Raw genomic sequence first — 25740 nt, 5'->3', positions numbered from 1 at the left:
CTCAATATTTTTTGTTACTTTATGTTTAGCATCTCCAAATATATCTTTTCTTTGCAATTTTAGTTTTCTATTGTTTACGATAACTAATTCATATTTTTTCGTATTAACTTCATAATTAAGGCCATTAGACTTTATTTCTTCAAAAAAAGGGTTGAATTTCACTTTTTCTTCTTGAACTAAAGTTTTAAAATTTTTGTTGTTATAAGCGATTGAATTTTCGAGTTTTGGTTGAGGTATAAGAATTAAAAATGTTACTAAAACAATGATACTAATTTAAATAATACTGATTATATTGATACTGCGAATAATGATACGAATGATTTGAAGGATATTTATAACAATTCAACAAACCCTAATCATTCGGATCATACAAATCACCAACAAACCGAGTTTAATAATGATGCACTTAAGTTCCAAGTACTCGAAGAATTGCCACAACAATTTCAAGATCATTTAAGTAAATTTGAAATTAGAGAAATTCGTATTATTAAAAGTGTATTACTCAAAGGGAAAAAATCATTTAATAATGCACATGATACCTATTACCGTTTAGAAGATGTTGAGTTTGAAATTGTAAGTGTGTTGAAACGTTTTAAAGCGATGCTGCTACAGAAAAATGAAACCTTTGAAGCAATGCAAGGCTATTTAATGCAATCGATTAAAGCTCAACTTGAAGAAATACACGCACTTAATATGCGACGTCAAAATATGAAACAACACAATATCTTTAATCAATAATTCATATGATTTTATAACAATCAAAGAAACCTCAAAATATTCGGTTAAGTCATCTGATTTTTTAACTAATGACGACGAAAAAATCAAGAAATCGTAAATGATTTTAAAGGTAGTAATAAAATATATAAAAAGTTGGTTATAGAGCAACTATTTTACATCATTAATGGTTTTTTATAACCCATTAGCATTTAACTCTATACAAAATAAGTGTAGCCGATTCACATATAAAAGCACTTATAAATTAATATAAGTGCCAATTATGACTATTTATTTAGAATGTTGATTTTTATTTTTTTTTAAATTATACATGCAAGATGCAATACCTAAGCCAAGCACTAAGATTACAAGAATATATACTGAATAATTATCTGTTTGTATATAAAACTTAAATAAAGCAAAGCTTAAAAAGGCAACAATAAAATAAACTGGTATGAATTTTCTTGACCATAATATTGAATTTTCCATATCAATTCTCCTAATCAATTTTTAAAAGCAAGAAGCAGCAGCTCCAGTAGCAGCTCCAGAAACGCCACCTACTATTCCACCAGCTACTGTACCAATACCAGGTACTGCTGAACCGACTCCTGCTCCACCTAAACCGCCAGTTCCTGTTCCGCCAGCAGTTCCTAGAGTACATTTAGCCCAGCCTTCTTTTTGATACTTATCTAAAACTTGTATGTCATAACCATCTTTTGTTTCTTTATATTTTAATACTACGTCTTTATCATCTTTATCTTTTGCTTCAGTAGGTAACTTTTCAGTTTTGCCTTTTTGATCCTTTAAAGTTACCACACCTTTATCATCTTGAGTACTTGTGACACCATCACGTTCTTCAATATGTAATGTACTTTCGTTAGGTTGACTTAATTTCACTTTATCTTTACTTTCAGCAGCATTAGCATTATTAAAAATACCTAATAATGATACAATTAAAGCCGCAATAATAATCCCTACTAAACTTTTACTTTTTCCAGATATTGCTAAATTGATAAATAAAATCCCTCTTTATTATGTTGCAGTTATATTACAATTTCATTGCAACTTAGATACAACGCTATCAGAAATATCTGGAAATAAAAAGGACTTTCTTAAAATTCTTATAATTTTTAGAATATTATTCTTCAGAAATCATATCAACTTCATTATTTATAACCATCGTTATTAAGACGAAATTTGATTTTGAAATGATAAAAAGACCCCTTATTGAATAAGGGGTCTTTTTAACACATATAATTAGAATGTTAGTTATTTAGAAGAAATACTATTAAAATTTTGCCACTCTTCCCTTAGAATACCCATTTGTATGGCGTCATAGAAATCACCTTTAACTACTCTCCCTCTACGTATACGAGCTTCTTCTATCATCCCAGATTTACTTGCTACTTTCATCATTCTAATATTACCAGACCATGTTGAAATACCTATTCTATTAGCATTTGTTTCTTTAAAAAGATAATCAATCCATTCTTTGAATACTTGAGAACCTAAGCCCTGTTCCCAATTATTATTTTTGTATATGACAATACCACATTCTAACCATTTGGATTTCTTATCTTTCCAATATGATGTGACTACACCTAAGAAATCATTTTCATACTTTATTGCTAAGGTAGATAACGTGTTTTTATAAAGATATTTATGTTCTCTATATTTATTTTCGAATTCAGTAAACGTAATTTTTTCTTCTTCGATATATGGCCCATTCCATTCCTTAGCTTTTTGTAAGGGTTCTAAATATTTCCAATAATAATAAATGTTTAAATCTTCTTCATTTAGTTCTTCTAGAAGCGCCTTCTTATTTGTATTTTTCAACTTTAACCTACCCCTATATCGTTCAGAATTTATTGCTAGTATATACTTTTTACTGAATTAATTACACATAATCAATTCTATTAGCTTTAGTACTCAAAATGTTCGTTATTAAGACGAATTTTGATTATGAACTGTAATAAAAGTTAAATAGACCTCCTTATTTCAAATAAGGAGGTAACTATGCTAGGTAATCTAATTTGTACATTATTGTTTTATAAAGTTTGTTGTTTTGTGTTATTAAAATCTTCTAACATTTCATTCCATGCTTCTTCAATATTTTCATTCAAACCAAAAAGACCACTCCTTCCTAAAATGTAAATATCAGGTGCCACTTTTTGAATTTTATCAAATGTTTTTTTATTAGAAGATCCATCCATTTCTATCAAGTAATTAAAATTATTAGTATACCTTAAATCACGTAAGTGTCTTATTTTATCTAATGTGCTATCAATAAATTTCTCTCCTGCAAATCCAGGGTCTACTGTCATGATAGTTATTTTATCTACTAAACTTATATAAGGTGTTATTACGTCTATTTTCGTTTCTGGATTTAATACCACTCCAAATTTGAGACCTGCATCATGAACCTTATTAATCAAACGATAAGCAATGCCATTCATTACTTCTGCGTGTACACAAATATATTCACTACCAATTTCAATTAATTGATCTACCCATTGAGATGGGTTAGTTACCATTAAGTGTGTTGAAATCGGCACATTAGAAATTTTTTTAACTTGTTCTATAAACCATGGTGATAAAGTAATGTTAGGTACATAATGTCCATCCATAATATCAATATGATAAGAGTCTACATGATTATTTAAAAACGTTATTTGTTCTTTAAATTTGTCTAGATCCATCGTCATTAATGATGGGGAGAATTTTGCTGTATTCAAAATTGTTCCTCCTTAAGAAATTTTTATGTCATTTAAATCGATATCTTCTTCTTCTGTTTCACTTTGTAATTCTTCAGTTTCATTAATTGGTCGTTTTAATATAGTTAAAACTATAGCAGTAATAATCACATTAGCTACTACAGCTATAACAAAAGTGAGTGGTTGAGACATTGTAGGTAATACGAGAAAGCCTCCAAATGGAACTTGCGCATCTCCACCTAATACCATTGAAAGGGCACCACCTACAGCACCACCTATCCCTGTAGCAATAACACTGCGTATAATATCATTTAAGGCCAATGGCAAGACTCCTTCAACAATTTCAACGAGTCCCATAGGAAATGCAGTTTTTAGTGTTTCTACTTCTGCTTGTTTATAAATGTGTTTTTTAAATAATTTTGCCATCCAGTAAGCTAAAGCAAAGCCTAATGGTGTAGCAGTATTAACAACAATTAACGCAGTAATAGGTTCGTGAATACCTTGCGCCTGTAGTGTCAATACAAAAGCAAACACAGTTTTATTAATCGGCCCTCCAAAATCTATACTGGCCAGAACACCAATTAATAGACCATATAATAATTTAGAAGTACCACTTAACGACTGTAAATATTCTGTTAACCAATGTGTAAATGCACCTATAGGCACACCAATAATATATACCATGATAAGCCCACCTATTAGTGAAGCAAGAAATGGAATGACTAACATTGGCATAAGACCTTTAGCCCAATTTGGTAATTTGACAAATTGAATAATAAGCAACACAAGGTACCCTGCTATGAACCCGCCGATAAGTCCACCTATAAAATCTGCTCCAACAGCGTTAGATGTTAAACCTATAATTACACCAGGGGCTATACCAGGTTTATCAGCGATAGAATAAGCTATACCAGTTGCAATAATAACAGGTAATAGGTTTAGTCCTTGCCCTCCAATTACTGCTAAAACATCCCAAAATGAATATCCTGCTTTTGTTAAATCAGTTGAGCTATCTCCACCAAATGCCATTCCAATTGCTATTAGAAACCCAGCGCCACAAACTACGGGGATAAGGTAAGAAATAGCAGTTAATAAATGTGTTTTTAGATTGAGATTACCAAAAATAGATTTCATGAACGCTCTCCCCTTTAAGATGTAAGTATTTGTACAATTTCTTTTTTATTTTGAGCGCTTAGTAGCTTAGTATTAACTTCATCGTTTCCTAATTTTCTAGCTATTTGAGATAATAGTGTTAGATGATCTTTTGAATTTTCTGTACCGATTGCAATTAAAAATACAATTTGCGCTCCTTCATCATCTAATGATTCCCAGTCTACTTTGCTATTTAATGTAGTGATTGCAACTCCTGGACTTTCAACACTTTCACTTTTTCCATGAGGAATAGCTAATAAATTACCAATACCGGTAACTCCTTCGTTTTCCCGATTATATACGGCTTGTAAGAATTCTTGTGTATCTCTGATATAACCTTCTTTTTTTAATAAATCAGCCAATCCATTTAATACTTCTTCCTTACTTGTATAATTTGCTTTTGGAAATATAATATTTTCGTCTAGAATATCGGAAAGTTCCATAATTTCACCTCATTAATTTTTACTTTTATTTATTTCTTCAATTTTTTCCATCAATTTATTTGATGATTTTATAGCCAAATCGGTTGGGACTTCAATTGTGGTTTTTCCTTCAAAACGTTCTTTGTTCGATATTTTTACATCTATTGCGAGTAATACGACATCTGCACTATTTATTTCTTCGTCTGTTAATTCATTTTCAGCACCAATTGTTCCTTGAGTTTCAATTTGTATTGTATGACCATGTTTTTTTGCTGCCTGTTCTAATTTTTCTGCTGCAATATATGTGTGTGCAATACCTACTGTACATGCGCAAACGCTTACAATTTTCATGATTATATTACTCCTTCTGTATTAGTTTTTTAATATATTTCTCATCTGCTAAATTTCTCATAAATGTTCTAATTGCTTTTTTATCATCAGGCTTAGGCGTCTCAGGTAACAATATTAAAATAATTAAGTCCAAGAATTTGTTTTCCCATTCCATAGAAGACGCATTATTTTTCACTAATATGATACGTGTCTGTTTAACATATGTTTCCTTAATATGTGGTAATAAGACTTTAGGAAAAATTTCTAAACTCCCTTTTAATTCTCTAAAAACGATATCTCTCAATATAGTATTCTCTTTAGTGATAATTTGTTCTTTAATTAATTGATTTTCTATATCTTTTAATATAGTTTTTTTATTATTTTGATTTGTTATCATTTCAAATATTAGTTCATTCATATTTAACGCCTATCTTTGTATAAAATTTTTTAATTTTTCTTGATCATTTTTATTAAACATTGCACTTATAACAATAACTGGTTTCATATTAAAATTTGGTAAAGCGATAGTAGAAACAATTAAATCAATATCATTTATAACCTTACTTTCAATAACATCTGAAGATATTACATCTACAACTTCGATTTCGGGTATATTTTTTTCAATTTTAACGCGTAACAATTCTGAGGTTCCTATACCAGTGGTACAAGTTATTAGCGTTTTAATTTTCCTAGGATTCCTCTCAATTTCCCGTGCAAAATAAAGTGTTAAAAAACCTATTTCATCTTCTGATATTGAAGGGATTATAGTTTTAGTAGCAATAGACGTTTGAGAGTGTATTTCTGGATATTCAAATTTTATTTGATCTAACAACTTATTCTTAACGATAATATTATTTTTCAAACGGTTACTCATAGGTTTAATATGTTTCATTAAATCTATTCGAAATTGATTGTTAGAAAAGTCATAGTTCAAATTCGATTCCATCGTTTCTATTAGTTTGTTTGATAACTTTACAATATCATTTGAAAAATTAATTTCTGGTCTTTCATCTAATTTGTTAACATGCTCAATTCGATATGAAGTTAAATATCTATATAGATAATTTTTTTCAATGTTTGGCAAACTTGAAGATAAATACGTCTCAAAATTTTTAATTATAATATCACAAACTCTATAATAGCTTTGTTCTATTTGAGGATCGCTATAATCAAATAATTTATGCTCTTTTTCGACATGTTTACCATGCTTTCTAAAACGTAAGATTAGTATATATAAATGAGAAATAATATTAACATTATAGGGGTATGGAATATTAACATTAAGTGTTTTTTCTATAATATTTATTTGTTTATTAACAAAATCCATATCCTTTTCTTCTCTATTTTTAGGTATGTTTATTGTTTTTTCTATATCTATATATAGCGTATCCATGTATTCCATTAGGGCCATTCTAATATTTGATTCTTCGCCTGTTATTGCCAAAGTGCGATCCTTGCGGATTAGTTGTAAATTAAATTCATGAAGACTCTCTATAATATGCTTTTCATCAACACCTAACATACTTTCACTAATAAAAAATTTATTAATAATGTGATTTACACTTATTGAATACGGGGAATTTATCAGCAAGTCTTTTACTATTTCATTTCTTCTCTCAATAGGAGACATTGATAAACCTTTATTCTGTGAAAATATAGCTTCATATGTCGTTAAATTACTAAGTTCGGGATTGATATAAAAACCTTTTCCTCTTTCAGAAAATATATATCTTATCTTTGTATTGTCGTTAATCTCATTAATTAATCGATAAATACTTTTTGAAGAGACAGATAATAATTCTGAAAGTTCGTTAGCTTTGATGTAACCCGAGTTATTAATTAAATGGTTTATGATTACTCTTTTTTTATCCTCCTTATTCAAAACTTATCTCCTCCCCTGTAAGTTCATTATAGTATTTCTTTTTGTAAACGTTTTACTAAGAAATGTCTATTTCATTGGACAATTTTTTATAGACTATATATTTCAATATTTTAATATGATTATATAGTTATAACATGATGGTAATATCAAGATAAGCTAAGTCATTAGAAATATAATATTGAATTTGTATAGTAGATTTTAAACAGAGAAAACATCTTACTTTCGTAATTTAAAGTAAGTTTACACATTCGTACATTTAATACTTTTCCACGTTAAACATCATTAATAGATTTATTGCTCGTAGTTGTAATATTATAGTTAACAATAAACCATCTAAAAGAAAACAATTAGATTGGGCATTGAAATTAGTAACTAAATCATTAAATAAAAATTTTGTGGCAAATAAAGAGGTTGTTAAATTACAAAATAAAATTAGATTTAAATAGGAGGGTAACCATAATGAATATAGGATGTAGAATTGTTCAAGATTTCGGTAGACCTGATATTGAACTAATAAAATTATTTGAAAATATACCAGTAGCTAATATTGATGATTGTATGAATCGTACAGGTGCTATTAGCCAAAAAATACGCCCTCTGAATACTAACTTTTTATTAGGCACTGCTTTTACAGTTAAAGTCCCTGAAGGAGATAATTTGATGTTTCATAAAGCTATGGATAAACCCTGGCGATATAATCATGATAGATGCTGGAGGACATACAGAAAGGGCTATATTAGGAGAACTTATGGTTTCATATTGTGAATCTAGGGGGATTGGCGGAATAGTGGTTAATGGAAGTATAAGAGACGCTGATGCTTTAAAAGATAAAGTATTTCCTATATATACAAAAGGCATTACACCAAATGGTCCATTTAAAAACGGACCAGGTGAAATTAATACACCTATATCAATAGGAGGAAAGGTAGTATCACCTGGAGATATAGTTGTAGGTGACCAAGACGGTTTAGTTATTATACAACCTGAGAATGCTGAAAAAATTGCGAAATTAGCGAAAGGTGTTACAAAAAAAGAGCATTTATTAATGAAAAAAATAAAAGAAGATGGCATCTATGAACGACCTTGGGTCAACAAAGTATTAAGCGAAATAGGCTGTGAATATGAGTGAGTTTAAAGCATCATAGATAGAAAAAATAGAATGAACAAGCAAAAACTTTTTAATTAAATTATACATTTTAGCTATCTAATAATCTTTTAATCTATTAATAAAGAGCACCTTGAAAACAATACTTTTCAAGGTGCTTATTAAAACTTGCTTAAATTTTGTAACACTAGTTTTTGTACAAGTAGAGCAGCTTTATAATAAATATAAAGTTACATTTTTATAGTTTGGATAAATATAAACGCATAACTTGTTCAGTTTGTTTCGTAATTAAATCTGCGGCAAAATCCATTGACTTTGATAAGGACATCGGTTGGTTAACTATACTGAAAACTGCAATTAGCCCTCTTTTATATAATGTTTCTGAAATGTTTTGGATACCGCCAACTAAAGCAATTGTAGGTATATGATAACTGTCACCTAAATGTGAAATACCTGATATCACTTTACCATTCTCGGTTTGAGAATCTAATTGACCTTCCCCCGTTATAATTAAACCAATATTATTATCAGACAATATTTTGTTTAAATTTAGCGTTGAAGCTATTAAATCAAAACCTGAGTATATTTGTGCGTTCAAACAACCATAAAGACCTCCCGAAGTTCCACCAGCTGCACCTGCTCCTTCTATATCATGAACTCTAACATGGTATTTTTTTTGTATTATATTAGCAAAATGGTTTAAAGCATGATCTAATTCTTGAACTAAATACGGCGAAGCACCTTTTTGTGGACCAAAAATAGTACTGGCCCCTTTACTACCAACAAAGGGGCTTGTTACATCACAAGCAATATTGAATTGGCAATCTTTCAATTCTTCGAGCGTTTCCGAATCATCAATTTCATATAGGTCCTTTAAGGATAACCCACCTTCATTAATTAAATTTCCTTGCTTATCTTTAAATTTAAAGCCTAATGCTTTTAATAAACCTGTCCCTCCATCATTTGTAGCACTTCCTCCTAAACAAATAATGAATTCTCTTATACCTTTTTGTATTGCATATTTAATTAGGATACCAGTACCGTATGTCGATGCATTAGAAGGATCAAGTTCTTGCTTTTTAATCTTATCAATACCTGAAGCAGAAGCTAATTCTATAATAGCTGTTTTATTGTCTCCAGTGATTCCATATTTAGCCAGAGTTTTTCTACCTAATGCATCTACAGTATTTACGGTAAATGTATGCCCTTGCGTTGCATCTATAATAGCTTCCATTGTTCCTTCGCCACCATCTGCTAATGGGATGTTCAAAGTGTCAATTGAAGGGTTAACTGTTTTAATACCTTTTTCAATAGCAATAGAAACCTCCATTGCTGACAAACTTTCTTTAAAAGAATCTGGTGCAATTAATATATTCATAAATATATATCCTCCTTATGGATAAAATGGGAAAAGTAGCGGTAATAATACCATACAAACAATTATTGAAATAACGATTAACGGTAAACCTACTTTGACATATTGCATAAACGTAATATTAGATAATCCATAAACCATTGTATTGGCTGGCATACCAATGGGTGTTGCAAAAGCCATTGACGCGCCAATCACTGTCGCCATAATGACAGCCCTTGGATCTGCCCCTATACTGTTAGCAATGGATAAACTTATAGGAGCTAATAACGCTGTAGCTGCAGTGTTACTAATAAAGTTAGTCATAATGGAAGAAATGACTAATATAACTAATAACAAAATATATGGAGATGGATTCGTACCCAATATATTGATAATCGTTTTAGCTATTAAATCTCCAGCGCCAGATTTTTGTATAGCATTTGCTAATGATAAAGAACCTACAAACAAAAGAATCGTATTCATATCTATAGATTTCATCGCAGTTTTTTCTGTAATAACTCTTGTGGCAACAAGTATTAGAGCACCAGCCCACGCCGAAATAAATAATGGAACATGAATAATATCTTCGAAAATCATAGCTAATATTGTGAAAAATAGAACCAACAGTGCCATAACTTTTTTCCATTTAGGGACAGAATTTCCATCCACTTGTTTATCAAACACTGAATTTGTATTTTCCTTTACACCGTTATTTTTTGGTAATAGTTTATGACCGACCAATCCAAAATATAATGTCCCAATTATAAGAATAGGCAGACCAATTAATGCATATTCAAAAAAACCAAAACTTTGATTAGTAATATTTAATGTAGATTGTGCAATCATATTACCTGGGGCACCAATTAGAGTTAAATTCCCTCCCATTGCTGCCGCTAATGCTACGGGTATTAACAATGAGGTTCTTGAAAGGGACGATCTTGCAGCAATACCTATGACAACTGGAATAATAACAGCTGCAGTCCCCGTATTAGATAAAAACCCTGACATTACACCAGTAATGCCCATGACTACCACTAATAATTTTTTGGGTGTTTTAGCAAAATGGGTAATCCCTTCTCCAATTTTTTGAGCCATACCTGTTTCAAAAAATGCACATCCTACTATAAACATTGCCATAAATAATAAAACGTTAGGATCAACAAAACCTGCAAAAGCTTCTTTTGCATTTAGCACACCCGTCAAAGATAAACCCACGGCGACGATCATCGCTGAAATAGATAAAGGTATAATTTCTAAGGTGAACATCACAATTGCAAATATTAAAAATAATAGCGTAATAATGGATTCGTCCATTTCTTATCCCCCCTTAGCGATAAAAATGTTAGCGTTTACATTTTTCATCATGTTACATTAATGTATACATAAAAGTCAATAAATAAAATAATATAGGTTTATTTAAGTATTTTTACATTTTTTCTTGACTTTTATGTATACGTTATTAAAATGTAAGTAATAAATAAAAAAGGAGCGATTTAATATGACAGAGAAAAAAACATATAAATTAGCAGTAATACCTGGAGATGGGATTGGTATTGAAGTGGTAGATTCAGGTTTAAAAGTTTTAAGATATTTAGCCGATCATTCAAACGATAGATTTGATTTTGAAACTGATTATTTCCCATGGGGGTGTGAATACTATTTAGAACATGGAGAAATGATGGCAAAAGACGGGTTAGAACAAATTAAAGATCACGATGCTATTTATTTTGGAGCAGTTGGCTTTCCAGGCGTACCAGATCATATTAGCCTGTGGGGGTTACGCATAGCTATTTGCCAAGGTTTTGATCAATGGGCAAATATTAGACCTGTTGAATTTTTACCTAATGTTGAAAGTAAATTAAATCATCCCAATATAAAAGACTTAAATTGGGTACTAATACGGGAAAACTCAGAAGGAGAGTATTCAGGAATTGGGGGAAGAAACTTTACTGGCCGCGGCCCAGGTAACGAAGTAGCAGTTCAATCTTCCTTATTTTCTGAAAAAGGTTGCGAACGAGTGATTCGCTACGCTTTTGAAACTGCACGTCAAAGAAAGCGTAAAAAAGTAACAAGCGTAACTAAAAGTAATGCACAACAATATGGCATGGTGCTTTGGGATGAAGTGTTTGAACGAGTAAGTAAAGAATATCCAGATGTAGAAACCGATAAATGGTTAATTGATGCTATGGCTGCCCAATTTGTACTACATCCTGAAGAGTTAGAAGTCGTTGTTGCTTCAAATTTACTAGCAGATATTTTGTCTGATTTAGGAAGCGCGTTAGCTGGTAGTTTAGGTATAGCTGCAAGTGCCAATTTGAACCCAGATCAGCGTTACCCAAGTATGTTTGAATCAGTCCATGGTTCAGCTCCTGATATTGCGGGAAAAGGCATAGCTAACCCAATAGGAGCTATAGGAAGTGCAGCATTAATGTTAGAAGAATTAGGTTTGAAAGAAGAAGCGCAATTAGTTAATCAAGCTATTAAAAATGCGACTTCCAAAGGTTATTTAACTGCTGACATTGGGGGGAATACTCAAACAAGCGAAATGACAGACGCAATTATAAATGAATTAGCAAATATTAAAGTAAATGCTTAAGAACAGTTAATATGTATCGGCGCGATTTGCTATACTTATAGTAAATCGTGTTTTTTGTTGGAGGAAATATAATGAATATGCCAAATAATGATAATTCTTTAAAATTATTAAGTTCAAATATTGGAGATATATCAAGCCAAATTGGAGATTTACGATTACCAGAAAAAGCTTACCATATCATCCGTATTGCTATTAAAAACTTAATTCTTAAACCAGGAAAAACATTTTTAGAACGAGAAATTGCTGATGTATTAGAGATGAGCCGTACTCCTGTGCGTGAGGCATTAATCAGACTACAATCTGCTGATATTATTACATTAATACCAAGAAAGGGATTTATAGTAAATCCCATTGTAGAAAAAGATATTAAAGAAATATACGAAGTTACAGAAAGCTTAGATGGTTTAGCTATAGAAATTGCTACAGAAAAAATTACAGACCAAGCATTACAAGATTTAAATAAAATAATTATAGACCAAAAGAAGTATTTAGCACAGGATGATTTATACCAATGGTCAAAAAAAGATGATGAGTTTCATGAAAAGATTACTCAATTAGCTGATAATTCTAAACTGATTAATATGAGAAATATACATGCTGATCAACTTTTTAGAGTTCGTTTATACACTATTAATGCAAGGCCGATACCTGAATTTTCAATTGAAGAGCATGAAGCAATGTTAACTTGTATGAAAATTGGTGATGGAAAAGCGGCAAGACAATTAATGGAATCTCATAGAAAAAGAGCATGGAAAGAAATAAAGGAAGTACTAAAATAATTTATGAATAAAAGTTATAATATACTATTGATAAACAGAGCAGTGGAAATTCTCAAATGCTACTCACTAGTAGATCTATAAAAATAGGTGACTTTTAGCGCTACTTATCAGAAGAATACTGTTAGACAAAATTATCAACAGTATAGAACTATTTGGCATTTTATCGATTATTCATTAACTAGCATTGTATTTTTCGTTATGAATTATAAAAAAGTAACAAACATTGTCAAAATAGAAAACGAATTATAGTTTTTTAAGCTTATTAGTAGACACGAGAAAACGAAATACCAAATTAGGCATTGGTAAAATTATATTTATAGGTCTTAAATTGGTTCTTTATTTAAACAGTATTTGATTTTGAAACGATTAAAAAGACTCCTTATTGAACAAGGAGTCTTTTTTATATATTCTTTTATAATTTTCTCTTTCTTTTTATTATTTATATTTTTTTTCTTTATTTATAAAAAGAAAAGATATGATGACTACTATAAGAGGTAAAATTAAAGATTTCATTAAATCAAACTCTCCATTAAACAAATAAATAATAGCATTAAAAACAAAAGCAGCTATTATATAATATATTATAAATATAAATGTTTTTTTATAAACTTTTTTCAAATCTAAACTTTCCTTTCAAAATATATTGTGATAATTTGTAGTATAAAGGAGGAAAATAATAAATGAAACCCAATAGTAGAATTATCTTTAGTTTTGTATCTATCATTTTTGTATTAAGTATCATTATTTCACCGGTAACCTCTGCTCAAGAACAAAAGCAGGAAGAAAAACAACAAGTTGATGAATTGACTGAAGAACTTGAATATTATTTTAAGGATGCTGAGATACATAATGACGAAGGAGAAATAGTTGATTATAATTATGATATTATTAAATCAAAATTTCCTAAAGAAAAACAGAAACAACTAGAAAAAATTGAAGAGGATCAGGACTCAGAAGTAACTAATGAAGCATGTCCATCTGCTGAAGCATGCAAAAATGCAAGTAATAATACTGAATGCATAGTGAATTCAGTGAATTGGTTAGATGCTATAGGTGCCACTGCAGCTGGAGAAGTAATCCAAGCCTTAAATGCGGGGAATTATGCTGCAGCATCTGGAAGCCTCATTAAACTCGGTGTTAAAGGAGGAGCAGCTGGAATTGCAGGTAATTTAGCATGGACTGCTGGTAAATGTATGGCTCAAGGCAACCCGAAAGGTGGAGTTTAAATTTAACTTTTATATAATTTTGGTTTTTAGGATTTTATAGATGAAAGAGATAGTATATCAGACGTTTAGGTTAATGACTGAAATATAATAATCTATAGTGAAAATTTAAACAATAGTTTATAAAACACACTTTCTTAATTAATTGAGAAAGTGTGTTTGTGTATGTTTAAGGTTTACATAAAATATACAACCGCATATCAGAAACATTACTGTATTCGCTATCCATTTTTATTTTAATATGTTTATGCTTTTTGGTGTTATTATTAATACATTAAAATAGTATGGAGAGGATAGTTTAAATGGTTATTGGATTACAAATTGCTAAACATAGTTTTTGGTATGATCACGGCGTTGAATTGCTATCAGCACTGGTCACACTAGCAGCTTTTATATTTACCTTTTGGAATATCACGAATACGAATAAGAAGATGTATTCAGATGAGATAAAGAAGAATGATAAAACTTTAAAGATGATTGATCTTGTTACACAGAAGCAACGAAAAAACATCGGGAATTTTGTAATAGAACTTGAGAAATTAAAAGAATTTGAAGATAGGGAGAATTACGAAATTTTATCTCCCTTTTCATTAACAATTAATTCGAAGAATAAACACGCGTTTATATTAGGAGAAAGAGCTGAATATTTTTACTATAATGATATAGAAAAAGAATTAAATGATTATCTAGAAACAATGAAAGAAATTTTAAACAATAATCATGTGAATTTAAATTTACGCTCACTAGAAAAAATCACAGATAAAATAAACAACTTAAATAATGCTATAAATCAAAGTATGAGAATCACAGATATAGGAGATGTTTATAGTATAATCCTTGCTGACTCAAAACTCCCGATTGAATCACAAAGTAAAATAGAAGAAATGTATGAAGCATATGATGTTTTCATTGAATTATTAAGAGAAACAAGCAAAAAATTGATTGAAGATATTACAGAACGTGTAAAGAATTAATTTCTAAATTAAAAGTTATTTGTCATAAATAAAAAAATATATATGTACTCACATTGACCATTATCTATCTTAAACATTCGTTTATAAAACACACTTTCTTAATCAATTGAGAAAGTGTGTTTGTGTATGTTTAAAGCCTACCCTAATCGAACAATTATCGAGGCTAGTAAAACAGTATTTCTGTATGTATGATTAGGTGGTTAAAAATGATTGTTATTAAGACACGTTTTGATTTTGAAACGTTTAAGCCACTTCTTTTAAAGGAAGTGGTTTTTATTATGGTTTCTTATTAGGAAACTTTGTTTATTTAAGTTGTCACATAGGAAATATACCTTCTATGAATTTTCTAGTATCATTAAATACAAGAGGTGTTATTAATGATCCAAATAGCAAAGACAATAAAAAAAGAACGATTAAGATGTGGAATGACCCAAGAATCATTAGCTGAATACCTTAATACAACGAAAGCAACTATTTCAAAATGGGAAAATACATCCCTTTATCCTGATATTACAATGCTTCCTAAATTAGCAAAAGTATTTAATATTTCAGTAGATGACTTGCTAAATTACAGTGTGACTATGACAGATGAAGAAATTACAAAAATATCTATATCATTATCTAAAATGCTTAACCGTAGAAATTATGATGAATATTTATCGACTGTGAGAGATTATTATGTTAGTAACTGTAACGAATTTTCATTACTTAGTTCACTCTTAGGACTTTTAATGAATCATATATCCTATTGTCAAAATGAGGAGCAATATAATGAAACAATAGAACTAGCTTATAAAATGATTCATCTTATCGAAGATAATTGTGATATAGACGAGATAAAAAAGCATGCTAAAGGCTATAAATTAGCCTTTCAAATATATGAGGGTAAATACATTGATATTATTAATAATGTTCCAGATTACGATATGAAATTAGGTCAAAGCTTTATGTTAGCTCAAGCATATATTTTAAGTGGCGAAAAAAGGAAGGCTAATAGTGTCATTCAGACAGATATGTATCAATCTTTGATAATATATTTACAAAATTTCACGCTCAGTCTAACTTATGATTTACATACTTTATCAATAGATAATCTAGAACATAGAATTTTTCACTTGAACAAGGCTTTTAATATTGATTATTTATATCCATATTTAACAATTACTATTTATTATCAGTTTGCTCAGTATCATGCTGATAAATACCCATTAAAAGCTATAGAAAATCTAGAAAAATTTTGTCAGTCATTTGATTATTTAATAAGCGATTTTAGTTATCATACTGATGAATTCTTTAATGATATAGACGAATGGTTTAAACAACTCCCATTTGGTCAAAGATTGCCACTTAATTATGAAAATCTATTAGAAATGCTTTATTCAAGCGTTTTAAATCATAAATCTTTTAATAATATTGAAGGTTTTGAAAATATTAAAACTAAAATTAAACAGATCTATTTAAAAAAGGAGAGAAAATAGTTGTTTAGAAAGTATAGTTTTCTCATTATAATAACTGTTGCATTTTTATCTGGCTGTGATTATTCAACCCCCCAAAATAAAAGTGGTTTTTTCTATAATACTTTTGCAGCACCAATGGATTATCTCTTACATTGGTTAGGGTCGATATTTGATAATAACTACGGCTTAGCAATCATTGCAATCGTATTGATCGTTAGGATTATCATGTTACCGTTCATGTTATCTCAATCTAAAAATGGACACTTTATGCGTAAAAAGATGAGCATCGTTAAGCCAGAAATTACAAAAATACAAGACAAAATTAAAAATTCAAATACGCAAGAAGAGAAAATGGCTGCGAACCAAGAAATGATGGAGAAATATAAAGCATACGGTATGAATCCTATGAAGACGATGCTAGGGTGTTTGCCACTTCTTGTACAAATGCCAGTCTTATATGGGCTATACGTTTCACTGAAATGGCCTTCTAGTGGGGGGTTAACAGACCATGCCCATTTTCTTTGGTTTAATTTAACGCAACCCAATATTTGGGTTACTGTAATCGCTGGTATTTTATATATCATACAACCGTTAATAAACTTAGAAAATATGCCTAAAGAACAACGTTCTATGGGTTATCTGATGACTATTATTTCTCCAATATTTATCATATACATTTCAATAACATCAGCTTCAGCTTTGGGATTGTATTGGACAATTAACGCTGCATTTTTAATAGTTCAAATGTTCTTTTCGAATAAATATTATTCTAAATTAGCGACGGAAGAAGCCAATCAGTTAGAGAAAAAAATTCAAAGTAATCATACCCAGAATAACGAAAGTAAGCGAACTTTGTCTGAAAATGCGTAGTTTGTTAAACGTTGCAATCGGTGAAAAAATACGCCAAGGAGATTTGATTGGTAAATGTGGAAATTCTGGGAACTCTTCCGAACCACATTTACAATTTCAAGTTATGAACTCATCTAAAATAGACGAATGTGTTTCTTTAAAAATTAAATTTTCTAACGGAAGATCACCTATAAAAGGAGATAGCATATAAAATTTTAAAGGAGGTACTAATCGATGGAAATTTTAATTAAAATAATAGATATAATCGTTGCAATTGTATCTACTTTTACAGATGAGTCTTCGAAATATTTAGCGAAATTAAAAGAAAAAAGAGATATAAAGAAAAAAAGAAAAAAATAATATTTTAATAAAGTGTGAACTTAAATTTTGTGTTAGATTTGTTCGTTATTAAAACAAGCTTTGATTTTGAAACAATTAAGAGACTTCCTTTTTCTAGGAAGTCTCTTTTAATATGTCTTCTGAGAACTGTAGATTTTGTAAAGGGGGCCGCCTAGGGAAACGGTGTGAGTAAAAGACGAAGCCCAGTTAATCATGCATTTTCAAAACCGGAAAATAAGATATTTATCTCCCAAACTCATTATCTTTGTATTATAAACTGTAAAAAGCGTTAAAGGCTTGATCTAAGTCGTTCTCTGCATTTTGTAAAACTGCTTCTTCAGTTAATATTGCTGTACCTTGGGCACGAGCAATATAAAATGCATCAAATGCCATGATATCTTCAAACATTGCTCTTAAATAACTGTATGAAAAATCTAAAGGCTTATATCGATCATCATTGGTATATATTGAGCCACTGGCTTGTAAATATAAAGCTTTATAATTATCAGTCATTAATCCTACTGAACCTTCAGAAGTATATTTAAAGGTTTGACGCGCAACCAAAATATTATCTATATAGTCCTTTAATTGAGAAGTTACATTAAAATTGTGAAGTGGAGAGACAATCACAATTCGATGATATGATTTAAATTGTAAAAGTAAATTTGTAGTGATTTTAGACATGCGTTGTTCTTCTTCTGTCATTGTTTTACCAGTATGTTGCTTGTCCCAAACACTTAATAACTGAGTTGCGTCAATACGGGGCAAATCAAAAGCATATAGATTTAAAATTTCCGGTGTATCATTTGGAAAAACACCTTTATATTTTCTTAGGAACATTTCTTGTAGTTTGTGAGAAAAACTATTCTCGTTGTTAAAATTTGGATGTGCATTAATAATTAAAGTTTTCATAGCATATACTCCTTATTTCTTTGATAAAATAAGTATAATATGCAAAGGTGTCTAAATAAGGCACCTTTGAAGGAGGTATTATGAAAAAGTCAGAACGATTAAACCAAGAACTCATTTTCTTAAGTAATAAATCTACATTTCATTTAAAAGATATTATGCAAGCTTTTAGTATTTCCAAACGAACGGCACTAAGAGATATTCAAGAACTTGAAGCGCTGGGATTGGCTCTATACGTTGAAAATGGCCGATATGGAGGATATAAGTTAATTTCGCAAAATTTATTAACCCCCATTTATTTTAATAACAATGAAATATTAGCTATATTCTTTGCATTAAAGGCTTTAGATATATTATCAAATACACCTTTTGAAAAATCCTATGAGCAAATTAAAGAAAAATTATTTGCAAGTTTACCTAATGAAAAGCAGCAAGATATCGCTAAGGTGCTAAAATATATTCATTATTATAATGTTGCACCAATTAATAGTGCAGATAATTTAGAGAGGATTTTAACATCTATTATGGATGAAGAAAGGGTTTATATCACATATACGCAATATGAATATGAAGAAACTGAAATTCAAATTTATGATTTATTTTATAGAAATGGTATTTGGTTTTGTAGCGCTTATGATTTCAGTAAGAAATCATGGAGGACTTATCGATGTGACTATATAATGAAGTTAATTATAAGTAAGGGGAAACAGTCTCTTTCTAGAAAAGAACTAGAAGACATAAAGCAACTTCATGATCAGACGTTTAATGATATACCGTTTAAATGTAAATTAACTACGTTTGGTATAGAACTTTTTTTAAAGAAAAATTATCCGAATATGAAATTAGAATATATAGAAGGCGTTCCCTATATCACAGGTGGGTACAATATTGAAGAATTGGGTTATATGACTGACTATTTAATTTCTCTAGGTGAGCATATAGAGATTATTTACCCTAATCAGCTTAAAGAAAATTATATAGACAAATTGAAAGGTATTTTAAATAAATATAAATATTAAACGTTTGCTAGGGGAGCTATTATCTCCTATATTTTTACTGTTGTAGAGTCTGAAACATAAATAAAGAACTTTACTTTGATGAGTGTATATTAGAGAATTCGCAGCAGCTGTCTGATACTTAAATGCAATTGTTTCAATTTTTTAGATATTGAGTAAACCGTGTTGGTGAGGAGATGCGAAATTAAATTAAAATATTGATTTCTGATAATCATACTTAAAACCTTCATTAGTGAAATGATTATTATATAGAAAAAGCGTACGAATTCGTACGCTTTTTTCTTGTGTTATTATTAAAATCTCATAACAGTCAAATATTATGAGATTTTAGACGCTGTGAGAAGCTTTCATTTGCATCGAGTAACATTGAATCAAGGTATTTGTTAATGATATATAAAATTATTTAGTAGATTCATTTTAGTAAAATTGATTAGTCGCTCTACTTGTTTTTATTCTCTTTTCTCTCTAATTTATTGAGGTAACGATAAATAGTTGTACGTGAAACTTGCCACTGCTCTGCAATTGTCTTAATTGGTGTCCCATTATCATAAAGTGTCTTAAGTAAGTTTAAATCTTTTTGGTTTAATTTTTCTGGTCTACCTCCATAACGTCCTCTAGCGCGAGCTGCAATTCGACCAGCAGAAGAACGCTCTAAAATTAAGTTGCGTTCAAATTCAGCAAATGCTGCGAATAAATGAAATAATAATTGTCCTGTAGAACTTGATTTATCCATCGTTATATTTTCTTCTAAACTATGAAAACTCACGCCTCGTTCGTTAAGTTCATTAACTAATGTGATTAAATCCTCCATATTACGTCCTAGTCTATCTAGTCTCCAAACAACAATCGTATCTCCTGACCTCGCAAATTCAATTGCTTTATCTAAACCAGGTCGCTTACTTTTTGAACCACTAATATGGTCGTTAAATATCTTTTCACAACCATATGCATTTAATCGATCTTCCTGTAAATTCAAGTTCTGTAATCCAGTTGAAACTCTTGCATAACCTATTTTCAAAATACAAACCTCCTATATACACCTTCAGTGTACCATAACTTAATTACAAGGTCTTTTATGAACATAGATTTTTTGTTGGGTTTTTGAACATATAATTCTATGTAATACTTACTTATTTAGACATAAAAAGAGCGTGTGCAGAAAATGGTTATTTTCTGCACACACTCTTGTTAAATATAACTATAATCTTATCAATGTATTATAGTTGACAAAAGCAACTTTTATATATATAGTTGCTTTTGTCAACTATTAGGAGGTGCTTGATTTGGAAGTTAATGATATTAGAAAATTCAACAGATTTTATACACGTGTGTTAGGTGTATTTGATGAAAGTGTATTTAAATTAAACTATTCACTACTTGAAATGAGAACGTTAGGTGAAATAGGTAGGAATAAAGGAATCACTGGAAATTCACTAAGCAAATATTTAAATATTGATAAAGGATATTTAAGCCGTATTCTAAATAAACTTATTAAAAACCAACTTATTTTTAAGGAAAAAAATGAAAGAGATAATCGAGTTTATCACTTGTTTCTTACTAATGAGGGAGAAGAACTAAATCAGTATGTTGAAAAAGAATCTGATGAAAAAGTAGTCGAACTTTTAAAACCTCTAAAAGATGATGAAATACAAGAACTAAAAAGATCAATGGTATCTATTAAGAGTATTTTAAATCAAGTCGTAATTACTGAACAGGAGGGAAAATAGATGATTTCATTTGAAAATGATTATCTTGAAGGCGCACATGATAATGTTTTAGCACAATTAGTAAAAACAAATATGATACAAGAATCTGGATATGGCATGGATAATTTCACTGATAGAGCAAAAGAAAAAATTAAAGATGTGATTGATTGTCCTGAAGCTACCGTTAAATTTTTAGTGGGGGGTACGCAGACAAATCAAATTGTTATTAATTCTATCTTGAATTCTTATGAAGGTGTTATTGCTGCAGACACCGGACATATCAGTACACATGAAGCAGGTGCGATTGAATTTACAGGTCATAAGATATTGAGTATACCGTCTAACGAAGGGAAAATTACAGCTAAAAATGTTGATAATCTAATAAGAGATTTTTATAACGATAAAAATTATGAGCACAGGGTTTTTCCAGGTATGGTTTATATTTCTTATCCTACAGAATATGGTACATTATACAGCCGTGAAGAATTAATAGCATTATCTAATATGTGTAAAAAACATGATATACCATTATATCTAGATGGGGCACGCTTAGGTTACGGTTTAGCCAGTCATGAAAGTGATTTGACTATAAAAGATATTGCTAAATATTGTGATGTTTTCTATATTGGTGGAACTAAAATTGGCGGCTTATGTGGTGAAGCTGTTGTATTTACAAATAATAATGAACCTAATCATTTTACAACTCTAATAAAACAACATGGAGCACTTTTAGCTAAAGGGAGATTAGTTAGTATTCAATTTCTAGAGTTGTTTAATAACAATCTATATTTTGAAATTAGCCGACATGCGGTAAATATGGCATTAAAAATAAAAAATGCGTTATTAGAAAAAGGGTATAAGCTTTATTTTGATTCTCCAACAAATCAGCAATTTATTGTTGTTAACAATAGCAAATTGAAACAACTACAAGAGAAAATTAAATTTTCTTTTTGGGAAAAGTACGATGATGAGAATACAGTTATACGTTTTGCTACTAGTTGGGCAACTAAAGAAGAAAATGTAGATTTATTAATAGATTTATTATAAAAAATGATTAAAAAGAAGGAATACAAATGACCGAAGAACTTTATATTTCAAAAAGCTATCAAACTAACTGTAATATTAATATAATTTCTATAAGTAAAGATAGAAGAAGTATAATTATAGATAAAACTATTTTTTATCCTGGTGGTGGTGGTCAACCTAAAGATATCGGATACATTGCACACAAAGGTAATCAATATGTAATTGAAAATATAGAATTAGATCAAAACAACCAATATATTTACAAGCTAAGTCATCCTTTACCTAAAGATAATAGTCAATTGACCATGCATATAGATTGGGAGCATAGATATAAAAATATGCGTTATCATACGTTACTACATTTAATATCTGGTTATTTTTATTCAACATATGGAGCATTAGCAACTAGTAGTCAAATTGAAAAAGACTATGCTCGCTTAGAAATAGCATTTTCAGAAGATTGTTTGCCGGAACAATTAGATAAAGAACAATTAAAAAATAAAATAGAAGATTTAATTACTCATGAAATTCCAGTAAATATCGAATACGCTAAACGTAAAGATATTTATGAGAATAATGAATTAATAAGAACGTATACTAATTTAATTCCAGAACAAATTAACACTATAAGATTAATAAAAATTAAAGGTATAGACAAACAAGCTTGTGCTGGAACTCATGTATCTAATATCAAAGAAATAGGTTCTTTTCAGGTAGAACAATTAAAAAACAAAGGCCGTCTAAAGAAACGTATTAAAGTGGCTATTACTTAAATTATAAATAAATATTAGTTTATTTTAAAGCACAGTACACAATATAAGTACTGTGCTTTCTCATTTATTAAGTAAAATCATTCTCATATATCAAGTAAAGTAACAGTTACGGTAATTTCAACAACTTTTTTTGTATGATTAGGGTGTACTGTAAACAAACAATCATTGAATTTATCAATAAAATATTTGATTTGTAATATGCTCTTAAACATGATAAAACCCTTTGAATAAATATATATAATATAATTAAATTCGCTATTAGCGAATTTAATTTGCTAAATTGCTTTCTTTGTGCTATATTGTATACAAGAACTTTTAATGGTAATCCCCTATACACTGGAGCAATTTGCTCGAGGAATGAATTCAAACTATTCATTCTACCTTTTAAGGCGCTGCACGAGATTGCGTAGCCCGAGAATGCCTCGGCGCTACAAGCGCCTCGTGTTCTTCGGAGGGGACCTCCGAACACGAAATTTATTGGGAAGGCTGAACTTTTTTTGTACCGTTTCTTCTGAGGGGTGTCTATATTTTTTATATAATACAGTAGACACAGAAGGAGTATAAACTATGAGAAAATATAAAAGTTCTTCAAAAAAAGTAAAACTAACTAAGAATAGTAGCACATGGAAATTTCAGTTTTACAAAAATTTACTGGAGATTATCCATTTATCTATTAAGCTACTTAATTCTATTACTGAACTATTTAAGTAATATGTTAGTTCCTTCCTGATTCTTTTAATAAAGAGGTGAATTATTATGAAAATAGGAGAAGTTTTAAAAAAAATAAGGCTACTGTACTCCGTTTCAGCAAAAGATTTAGCTCATGACATCAATATATCTCCTAGCTATCTTTCTGAAATAGAAAACAGCAAAAAGACTCCTTCTTTAGAATTGTTAAATAAATATTCTCAAATATTTGAAATAAAAGTTTCTACAATTATGTTAATGGCAGAAGACTATAGTGAAAATAAACGTAAAAGTAAACCTGAGATGTTTATACAGAAACGATTAATCAAAATTTTAAATAAACACACTGATGAGTTGGAGGAAAATTGATTTGAAACAATTAAAAAAATATCCAATCCATCAATGTGCTTTATATAAATGTAGATCCAAGAAAAAGTTAGCTAGTTTACTTAAAACTGATTTAAAAAATCTAAAAAGACTTTCAAAATCTATTGAAAAAGAATACTATACTTTCAATAAAAAAAGACAAATTACAGCACCTAAAAAGGAACTGAAAGCTATACAAAAAAGAGTGCTCAGTTTACTCAATAAAATAGAAAAACCCGATTGGGTCATATCATCTACCAAAGAAAAATCATATCTAGATAATGCTCATTATCATATGGGGGCACAATATGTCTGTACAACAGATATTCGTAGTTTTTATAATAATTGTTCCCGCGATAGAGTGTATCAATTTTTTGCAAAAAAATTATTAACTTCTCCAGATGTTGCAAAATTACTATCTGATATAACTACTTTAAAATATATACCCACTGGATCTCCAAGCAGCCAAATTCTCGCTTATTTTGCGTATGAAGAAATGTTCATTAATATGTTTAATGTCAGCCAAAAATTCAATTGTAAAATGACTTTATATGTAGATGATTTAACCTTTTCCAAAGATAGCTCTTTTAACTATCAAAACTTGATTAACCACATTGATATAGAAGCTCGAAAATTCGATCACTCTTTAAAATACAAAAAAACAAATTATAAATCGGCCAAAAAAGGTGCGAAAATCACAGGAGTTATATTAAAAAATTATGAGTTGAAAATTCCAAATAGTTTAAGAATTAGTATTTTAAAAGATTTTGAAAATATAAAAAATAACCAAAAACTAAAGCACCAAGTAATGTCGTTAAAAGGGAAAATTAATGCTGCTAGGTTAATCGAACCAAACCATTTTAATGGTACTAATTCATATGTGAAAAACCTTTAAATTAGTCTTTTGCATTCTTCCTCATTATGATGTTATAATACAAATAACGAATAGAAAGTCCATAGATATACACCGAGCCCCAACCTACTGCAATAGGTTGGGGCTCTTTATGTGATATGGATAGTCGCCTATTTATTGCGTTGGTTTAACCAATGGGTAAACCAAGCTACAATACATCCAGTTATCACAGGTGCAATAACCGTTACGAATAGAAAGTCCACAGATGCTCACCTCCTTCCATAGTAATTTCGCCTATGGAAGTTAAGGCGACTCTGCTATTATATCATCTGTACCCTTTGAATCATATGCACTTCCGATAAGTTAAATTATGTTGAATAGAAAGCATATCGCCTTATTAAAATTCCATATTTTATATGTCTCGATTTAATATTTAAACTTTTATGAAAAATTCTAATGATTCATAAACCCTCTTCCTTTTTATATAATTATACCATTATATAAATTAATTATC

28 protein-coding genes and 3 pseudogenes are annotated in these 25740 nt (G+C 29.7%); 17 read left to right on the top strand and 14 right to left on the bottom strand.

What is annotated here, in order from left to right; genetic code table 11:
• Positions 1 to 258: 258 nt before the first annotated feature.
• Positions 259 to 738 (top strand): annotated as a pseudogene (locus IEU88_RS10895) (replication initiator protein A); the annotation flags it as partial.
• Positions 739 to 757: 19 nt separating this feature from the next.
• Positions 758 to 879 (top strand): annotated as a pseudogene (locus IEU88_RS13890) (protein rep); the annotation flags it as partial.
• 126 nt (positions 880 to 1005) lie between these two features.
• Here IEU88_RS13890 and IEU88_RS10890 read toward each other — a convergent pair.
• From IEU88_RS10890 to IEU88_RS10850, 9 genes are all read right to left on the bottom strand, one after another.
• Positions 1006 to 1203, bottom strand: a complete 198-nt coding sequence (locus IEU88_RS10890) for a hypothetical protein (protein ID WP_069802794.1) — start codon at positions 1201 to 1203, stop codon at positions 1006 to 1008.
• Between the two features lie 21 nt (positions 1204 to 1224).
• Positions 1225 to 1611: a hypothetical protein gene (locus IEU88_RS10885; protein WP_229719077.1), complete on the bottom strand. Its 387-nt coding sequence runs from the start codon at positions 1609 to 1611 to the stop codon at positions 1225 to 1227.
• A 372-nt stretch (positions 1612 to 1983) separates the two neighbouring features.
• On the bottom strand, positions 1984 to 2550 hold the full coding sequence (locus tag IEU88_RS10880; protein WP_103373517.1) for a GNAT family N-acetyltransferase: 567 nt from the start codon (positions 2548 to 2550) through the stop codon (positions 1984 to 1986).
• A 212-nt stretch (positions 2551 to 2762) separates the two neighbouring features.
• Positions 2763 to 3449: a D-allulose 6-phosphate 3-epimerase gene (gene alsE, locus IEU88_RS10875; protein WP_103373516.1), complete on the bottom strand. Its 687-nt coding sequence runs from the start codon at positions 3447 to 3449 to the stop codon at positions 2763 to 2765.
• A 12-nt stretch (positions 3450 to 3461) separates the two neighbouring features.
• Positions 3462 to 4562: a PTS fructose transporter subunit IIC gene (locus tag IEU88_RS10870; RefSeq protein WP_103373515.1), complete on the bottom strand. Its 1101-nt coding sequence runs from the start codon at positions 4560 to 4562 to the stop codon at positions 3462 to 3464.
• Positions 4563 to 4576: 14 nt separating this feature from the next.
• On the bottom strand, positions 4577 to 5023 hold the full coding sequence (locus IEU88_RS10865) for a PTS sugar transporter subunit IIA (RefSeq protein ID WP_103373514.1): 447 nt from the start codon (positions 5021 to 5023) through the stop codon (positions 4577 to 4579).
• A gap of 12 nt (positions 5024 to 5035) precedes the next feature.
• Positions 5036 to 5353 (bottom strand): PTS fructose transporter subunit IIB, encoded by a 318-nt coding sequence (locus IEU88_RS10860; RefSeq protein ID WP_103373513.1) that lies wholly within the window; start codon positions 5351 to 5353, stop codon positions 5036 to 5038.
• A 7-nt stretch (positions 5354 to 5360) separates the two neighbouring features.
• On the bottom strand, positions 5361 to 5729 hold the full coding sequence (locus IEU88_RS10855; RefSeq protein WP_229719076.1) for a PTS sugar transporter subunit IIA: 369 nt from the start codon (positions 5727 to 5729) through the stop codon (positions 5361 to 5363).
• A 30-nt stretch (positions 5730 to 5759) separates the two neighbouring features.
• The gene (locus IEU88_RS10850; RefSeq protein ID WP_115359545.1) at positions 5760 to 7214 is read right to left on the bottom strand and encodes a BglG family transcription antiterminator; all 1455 of its coding nucleotides are present in this window, start codon (positions 7212 to 7214) and stop codon (positions 5760 to 5762) included.
• Between the two features lie 459 nt (positions 7215 to 7673).
• On the opposite strand from IEU88_RS10850, the pseudogene IEU88_RS10845 reads away from it, so the two are divergent.
• Positions 7674 to 8343 (top strand): annotated as a pseudogene (locus IEU88_RS10845) (RraA family protein).
• A gap of 214 nt (positions 8344 to 8557) precedes the next feature.
• Here IEU88_RS10845 and IEU88_RS10840 read toward each other — a convergent pair.
• Positions 8558 to 9697 carry a glycerate kinase gene (locus IEU88_RS10840; RefSeq protein WP_103373488.1) on the bottom strand — a complete coding sequence of 380 codons (1140 nt, stop codon included), beginning with the start codon at positions 9695 to 9697 and terminating at the stop codon, positions 8558 to 8560.
• A gap of 15 nt (positions 9698 to 9712) precedes the next feature.
• A complete protein-coding gene (locus tag IEU88_RS10835; protein WP_103373489.1) occupies positions 9713 to 10987 on the bottom strand; it encodes an SLC13 family permease in 1275 nt (424 codons plus the stop codon).
• A 184-nt stretch (positions 10988 to 11171) separates the two neighbouring features.
• Between IEU88_RS10835 and IEU88_RS10830 the strand changes: the two genes are divergently transcribed.
• From IEU88_RS10830 to IEU88_RS13785, 8 genes are all read left to right on the top strand, one after another.
• Positions 11172 to 12269, top strand: coding sequence for a tartrate dehydrogenase (locus IEU88_RS10830; protein ID WP_103373490.1), 1098 nt, complete (start codon positions 11172 to 11174; stop codon positions 12267 to 12269).
• 71 nt (positions 12270 to 12340) lie between these two features.
• Positions 12341 to 13048 carry a GntR family transcriptional regulator gene (locus IEU88_RS10825; RefSeq protein ID WP_229719074.1) on the top strand — a complete coding sequence of 236 codons (708 nt, stop codon included), beginning with the start codon at positions 12341 to 12343 and terminating at the stop codon, positions 13046 to 13048.
• 680 nt (positions 13049 to 13728) lie between these two features.
• Positions 13729 to 14274 (top strand): hypothetical protein, encoded by a 546-nt coding sequence (locus IEU88_RS10820; protein ID WP_103373697.1) that lies wholly within the window; start codon positions 13729 to 13731, stop codon positions 14272 to 14274.
• Between the two features lie 299 nt (positions 14275 to 14573).
• Positions 14574 to 15245 carry a hypothetical protein gene (locus IEU88_RS10815; protein WP_103373696.1) on the top strand — a complete coding sequence of 224 codons (672 nt, stop codon included), beginning with the start codon at positions 14574 to 14576 and terminating at the stop codon, positions 15243 to 15245.
• A 377-nt stretch (positions 15246 to 15622) separates the two neighbouring features.
• Positions 15623 to 16723 (top strand): helix-turn-helix domain-containing protein, encoded by a 1101-nt coding sequence (locus tag IEU88_RS10810; protein WP_107644482.1) that lies wholly within the window; start codon positions 15623 to 15625, stop codon positions 16721 to 16723.
• Positions 16724 to 17572 carry a membrane protein insertase YidC gene (yidC, locus tag IEU88_RS10805; protein WP_103373695.1) on the top strand — a complete coding sequence of 283 codons (849 nt, stop codon included), beginning with the start codon at positions 16724 to 16726 and terminating at the stop codon, positions 17570 to 17572.
• Complete coding sequence (locus IEU88_RS10800) at positions 17565 to 17762, top strand: M23 family metallopeptidase (RefSeq protein ID WP_103373694.1); 198 nt, start codon at positions 17565 to 17567, stop codon at positions 17760 to 17762. Before yidC ends, IEU88_RS10800 begins: the two co-directional genes overlap by 8 nt.
• A 23-nt stretch (positions 17763 to 17785) precedes the next feature.
• Positions 17786 to 17911 (top strand): hypothetical protein, encoded by a 126-nt coding sequence (locus IEU88_RS13785; RefSeq protein ID WP_255312510.1) that lies wholly within the window; start codon positions 17786 to 17788, stop codon positions 17909 to 17911.
• A gap of 249 nt (positions 17912 to 18160) precedes the next feature.
• Here the strand turns inward: IEU88_RS13785 and IEU88_RS10795 are convergent, their stop codons facing one another.
• Positions 18161 to 18802, bottom strand: coding sequence for an FMN-dependent NADH-azoreductase (locus tag IEU88_RS10795; protein WP_103373693.1), 642 nt, complete (start codon positions 18800 to 18802; stop codon positions 18161 to 18163).
• A gap of 80 nt (positions 18803 to 18882) precedes the next feature.
• Here IEU88_RS10795 and IEU88_RS10790 point away from each other — a divergent pair, with 80 nt between their 5' ends.
• Entirely contained in the window at positions 18883 to 19818 is a 936-nt protein-coding gene (locus IEU88_RS10790) for a helix-turn-helix transcriptional regulator (RefSeq protein WP_107644483.1), read from the top strand.
• 436 nt (positions 19819 to 20254) lie between these two features.
• On the opposite strand, the gene IEU88_RS10785 is transcribed toward IEU88_RS10790, so the two are convergent.
• On the bottom strand, positions 20255 to 20833 hold the full coding sequence (locus IEU88_RS10785) for a recombinase family protein (RefSeq protein WP_103373731.1): 579 nt from the start codon (positions 20831 to 20833) through the stop codon (positions 20255 to 20257).
• A 265-nt stretch (positions 20834 to 21098) separates the two neighbouring features.
• Here IEU88_RS10785 and IEU88_RS10780 point away from each other — a divergent pair, with 265 nt between their 5' ends.
• The 5 genes from IEU88_RS10780 to IEU88_RS10760 all read left to right on the top strand — a co-directional run bounded on the left by IEU88_RS10780 (position 21099) and on the right by IEU88_RS10760 (position 25268).
• On the top strand, positions 21099 to 21542 hold the full coding sequence (locus IEU88_RS10780; RefSeq protein ID WP_103373730.1) for a MarR family winged helix-turn-helix transcriptional regulator: 444 nt from the start codon (positions 21099 to 21101) through the stop codon (positions 21540 to 21542).
• A complete protein-coding gene (locus IEU88_RS10775) occupies positions 21543 to 22568 on the top strand; it encodes a threonine aldolase family protein (RefSeq protein WP_115359547.1) in 1026 nt (341 codons plus the stop codon). It abuts the gene before it with no gap.
• Positions 22569 to 22594: 26 nt separating this feature from the next.
• Positions 22595 to 23320: an alanyl-tRNA editing protein gene (locus tag IEU88_RS10770; RefSeq protein ID WP_115359548.1), complete on the top strand. Its 726-nt coding sequence runs from the start codon at positions 22595 to 22597 to the stop codon at positions 23318 to 23320.
• Between the two features lie 756 nt (positions 23321 to 24076).
• Positions 24077 to 24376, top strand: coding sequence for a helix-turn-helix domain-containing protein (locus IEU88_RS10765; RefSeq protein WP_103373675.1), 300 nt, complete (start codon positions 24077 to 24079; stop codon positions 24374 to 24376).
• 1 nt (position 24377) lies between these two features.
• On the top strand, positions 24378 to 25268 hold the full coding sequence (locus IEU88_RS10760; RefSeq protein WP_160148675.1) for a reverse transcriptase family protein: 891 nt from the start codon (positions 24378 to 24380) through the stop codon (positions 25266 to 25268).
• Between the two features lie 128 nt (positions 25269 to 25396).
• Here IEU88_RS10760 and IEU88_RS10755 read toward each other — a convergent pair whose 3' ends face one another.
• Positions 25397 to 25489 carry a type I toxin-antitoxin system Fst family toxin gene (locus IEU88_RS10755; protein WP_107365508.1) on the bottom strand — a complete coding sequence of 31 codons (93 nt, stop codon included), beginning with the start codon at positions 25487 to 25489 and terminating at the stop codon, positions 25397 to 25399.
• Positions 25490 to 25740 lie beyond the last annotated feature (251 nt).

The sequence above is a fragment of the Staphylococcus nepalensis genome, assembly GCF_014635045.1.
GTDB classification, from domain to species: Bacteria; Bacillota; Bacilli; order Staphylococcales; family Staphylococcaceae; genus Staphylococcus; species Staphylococcus nepalensis.
This window is presented reverse-complemented; position numbering and strand designations above follow the sequence as displayed.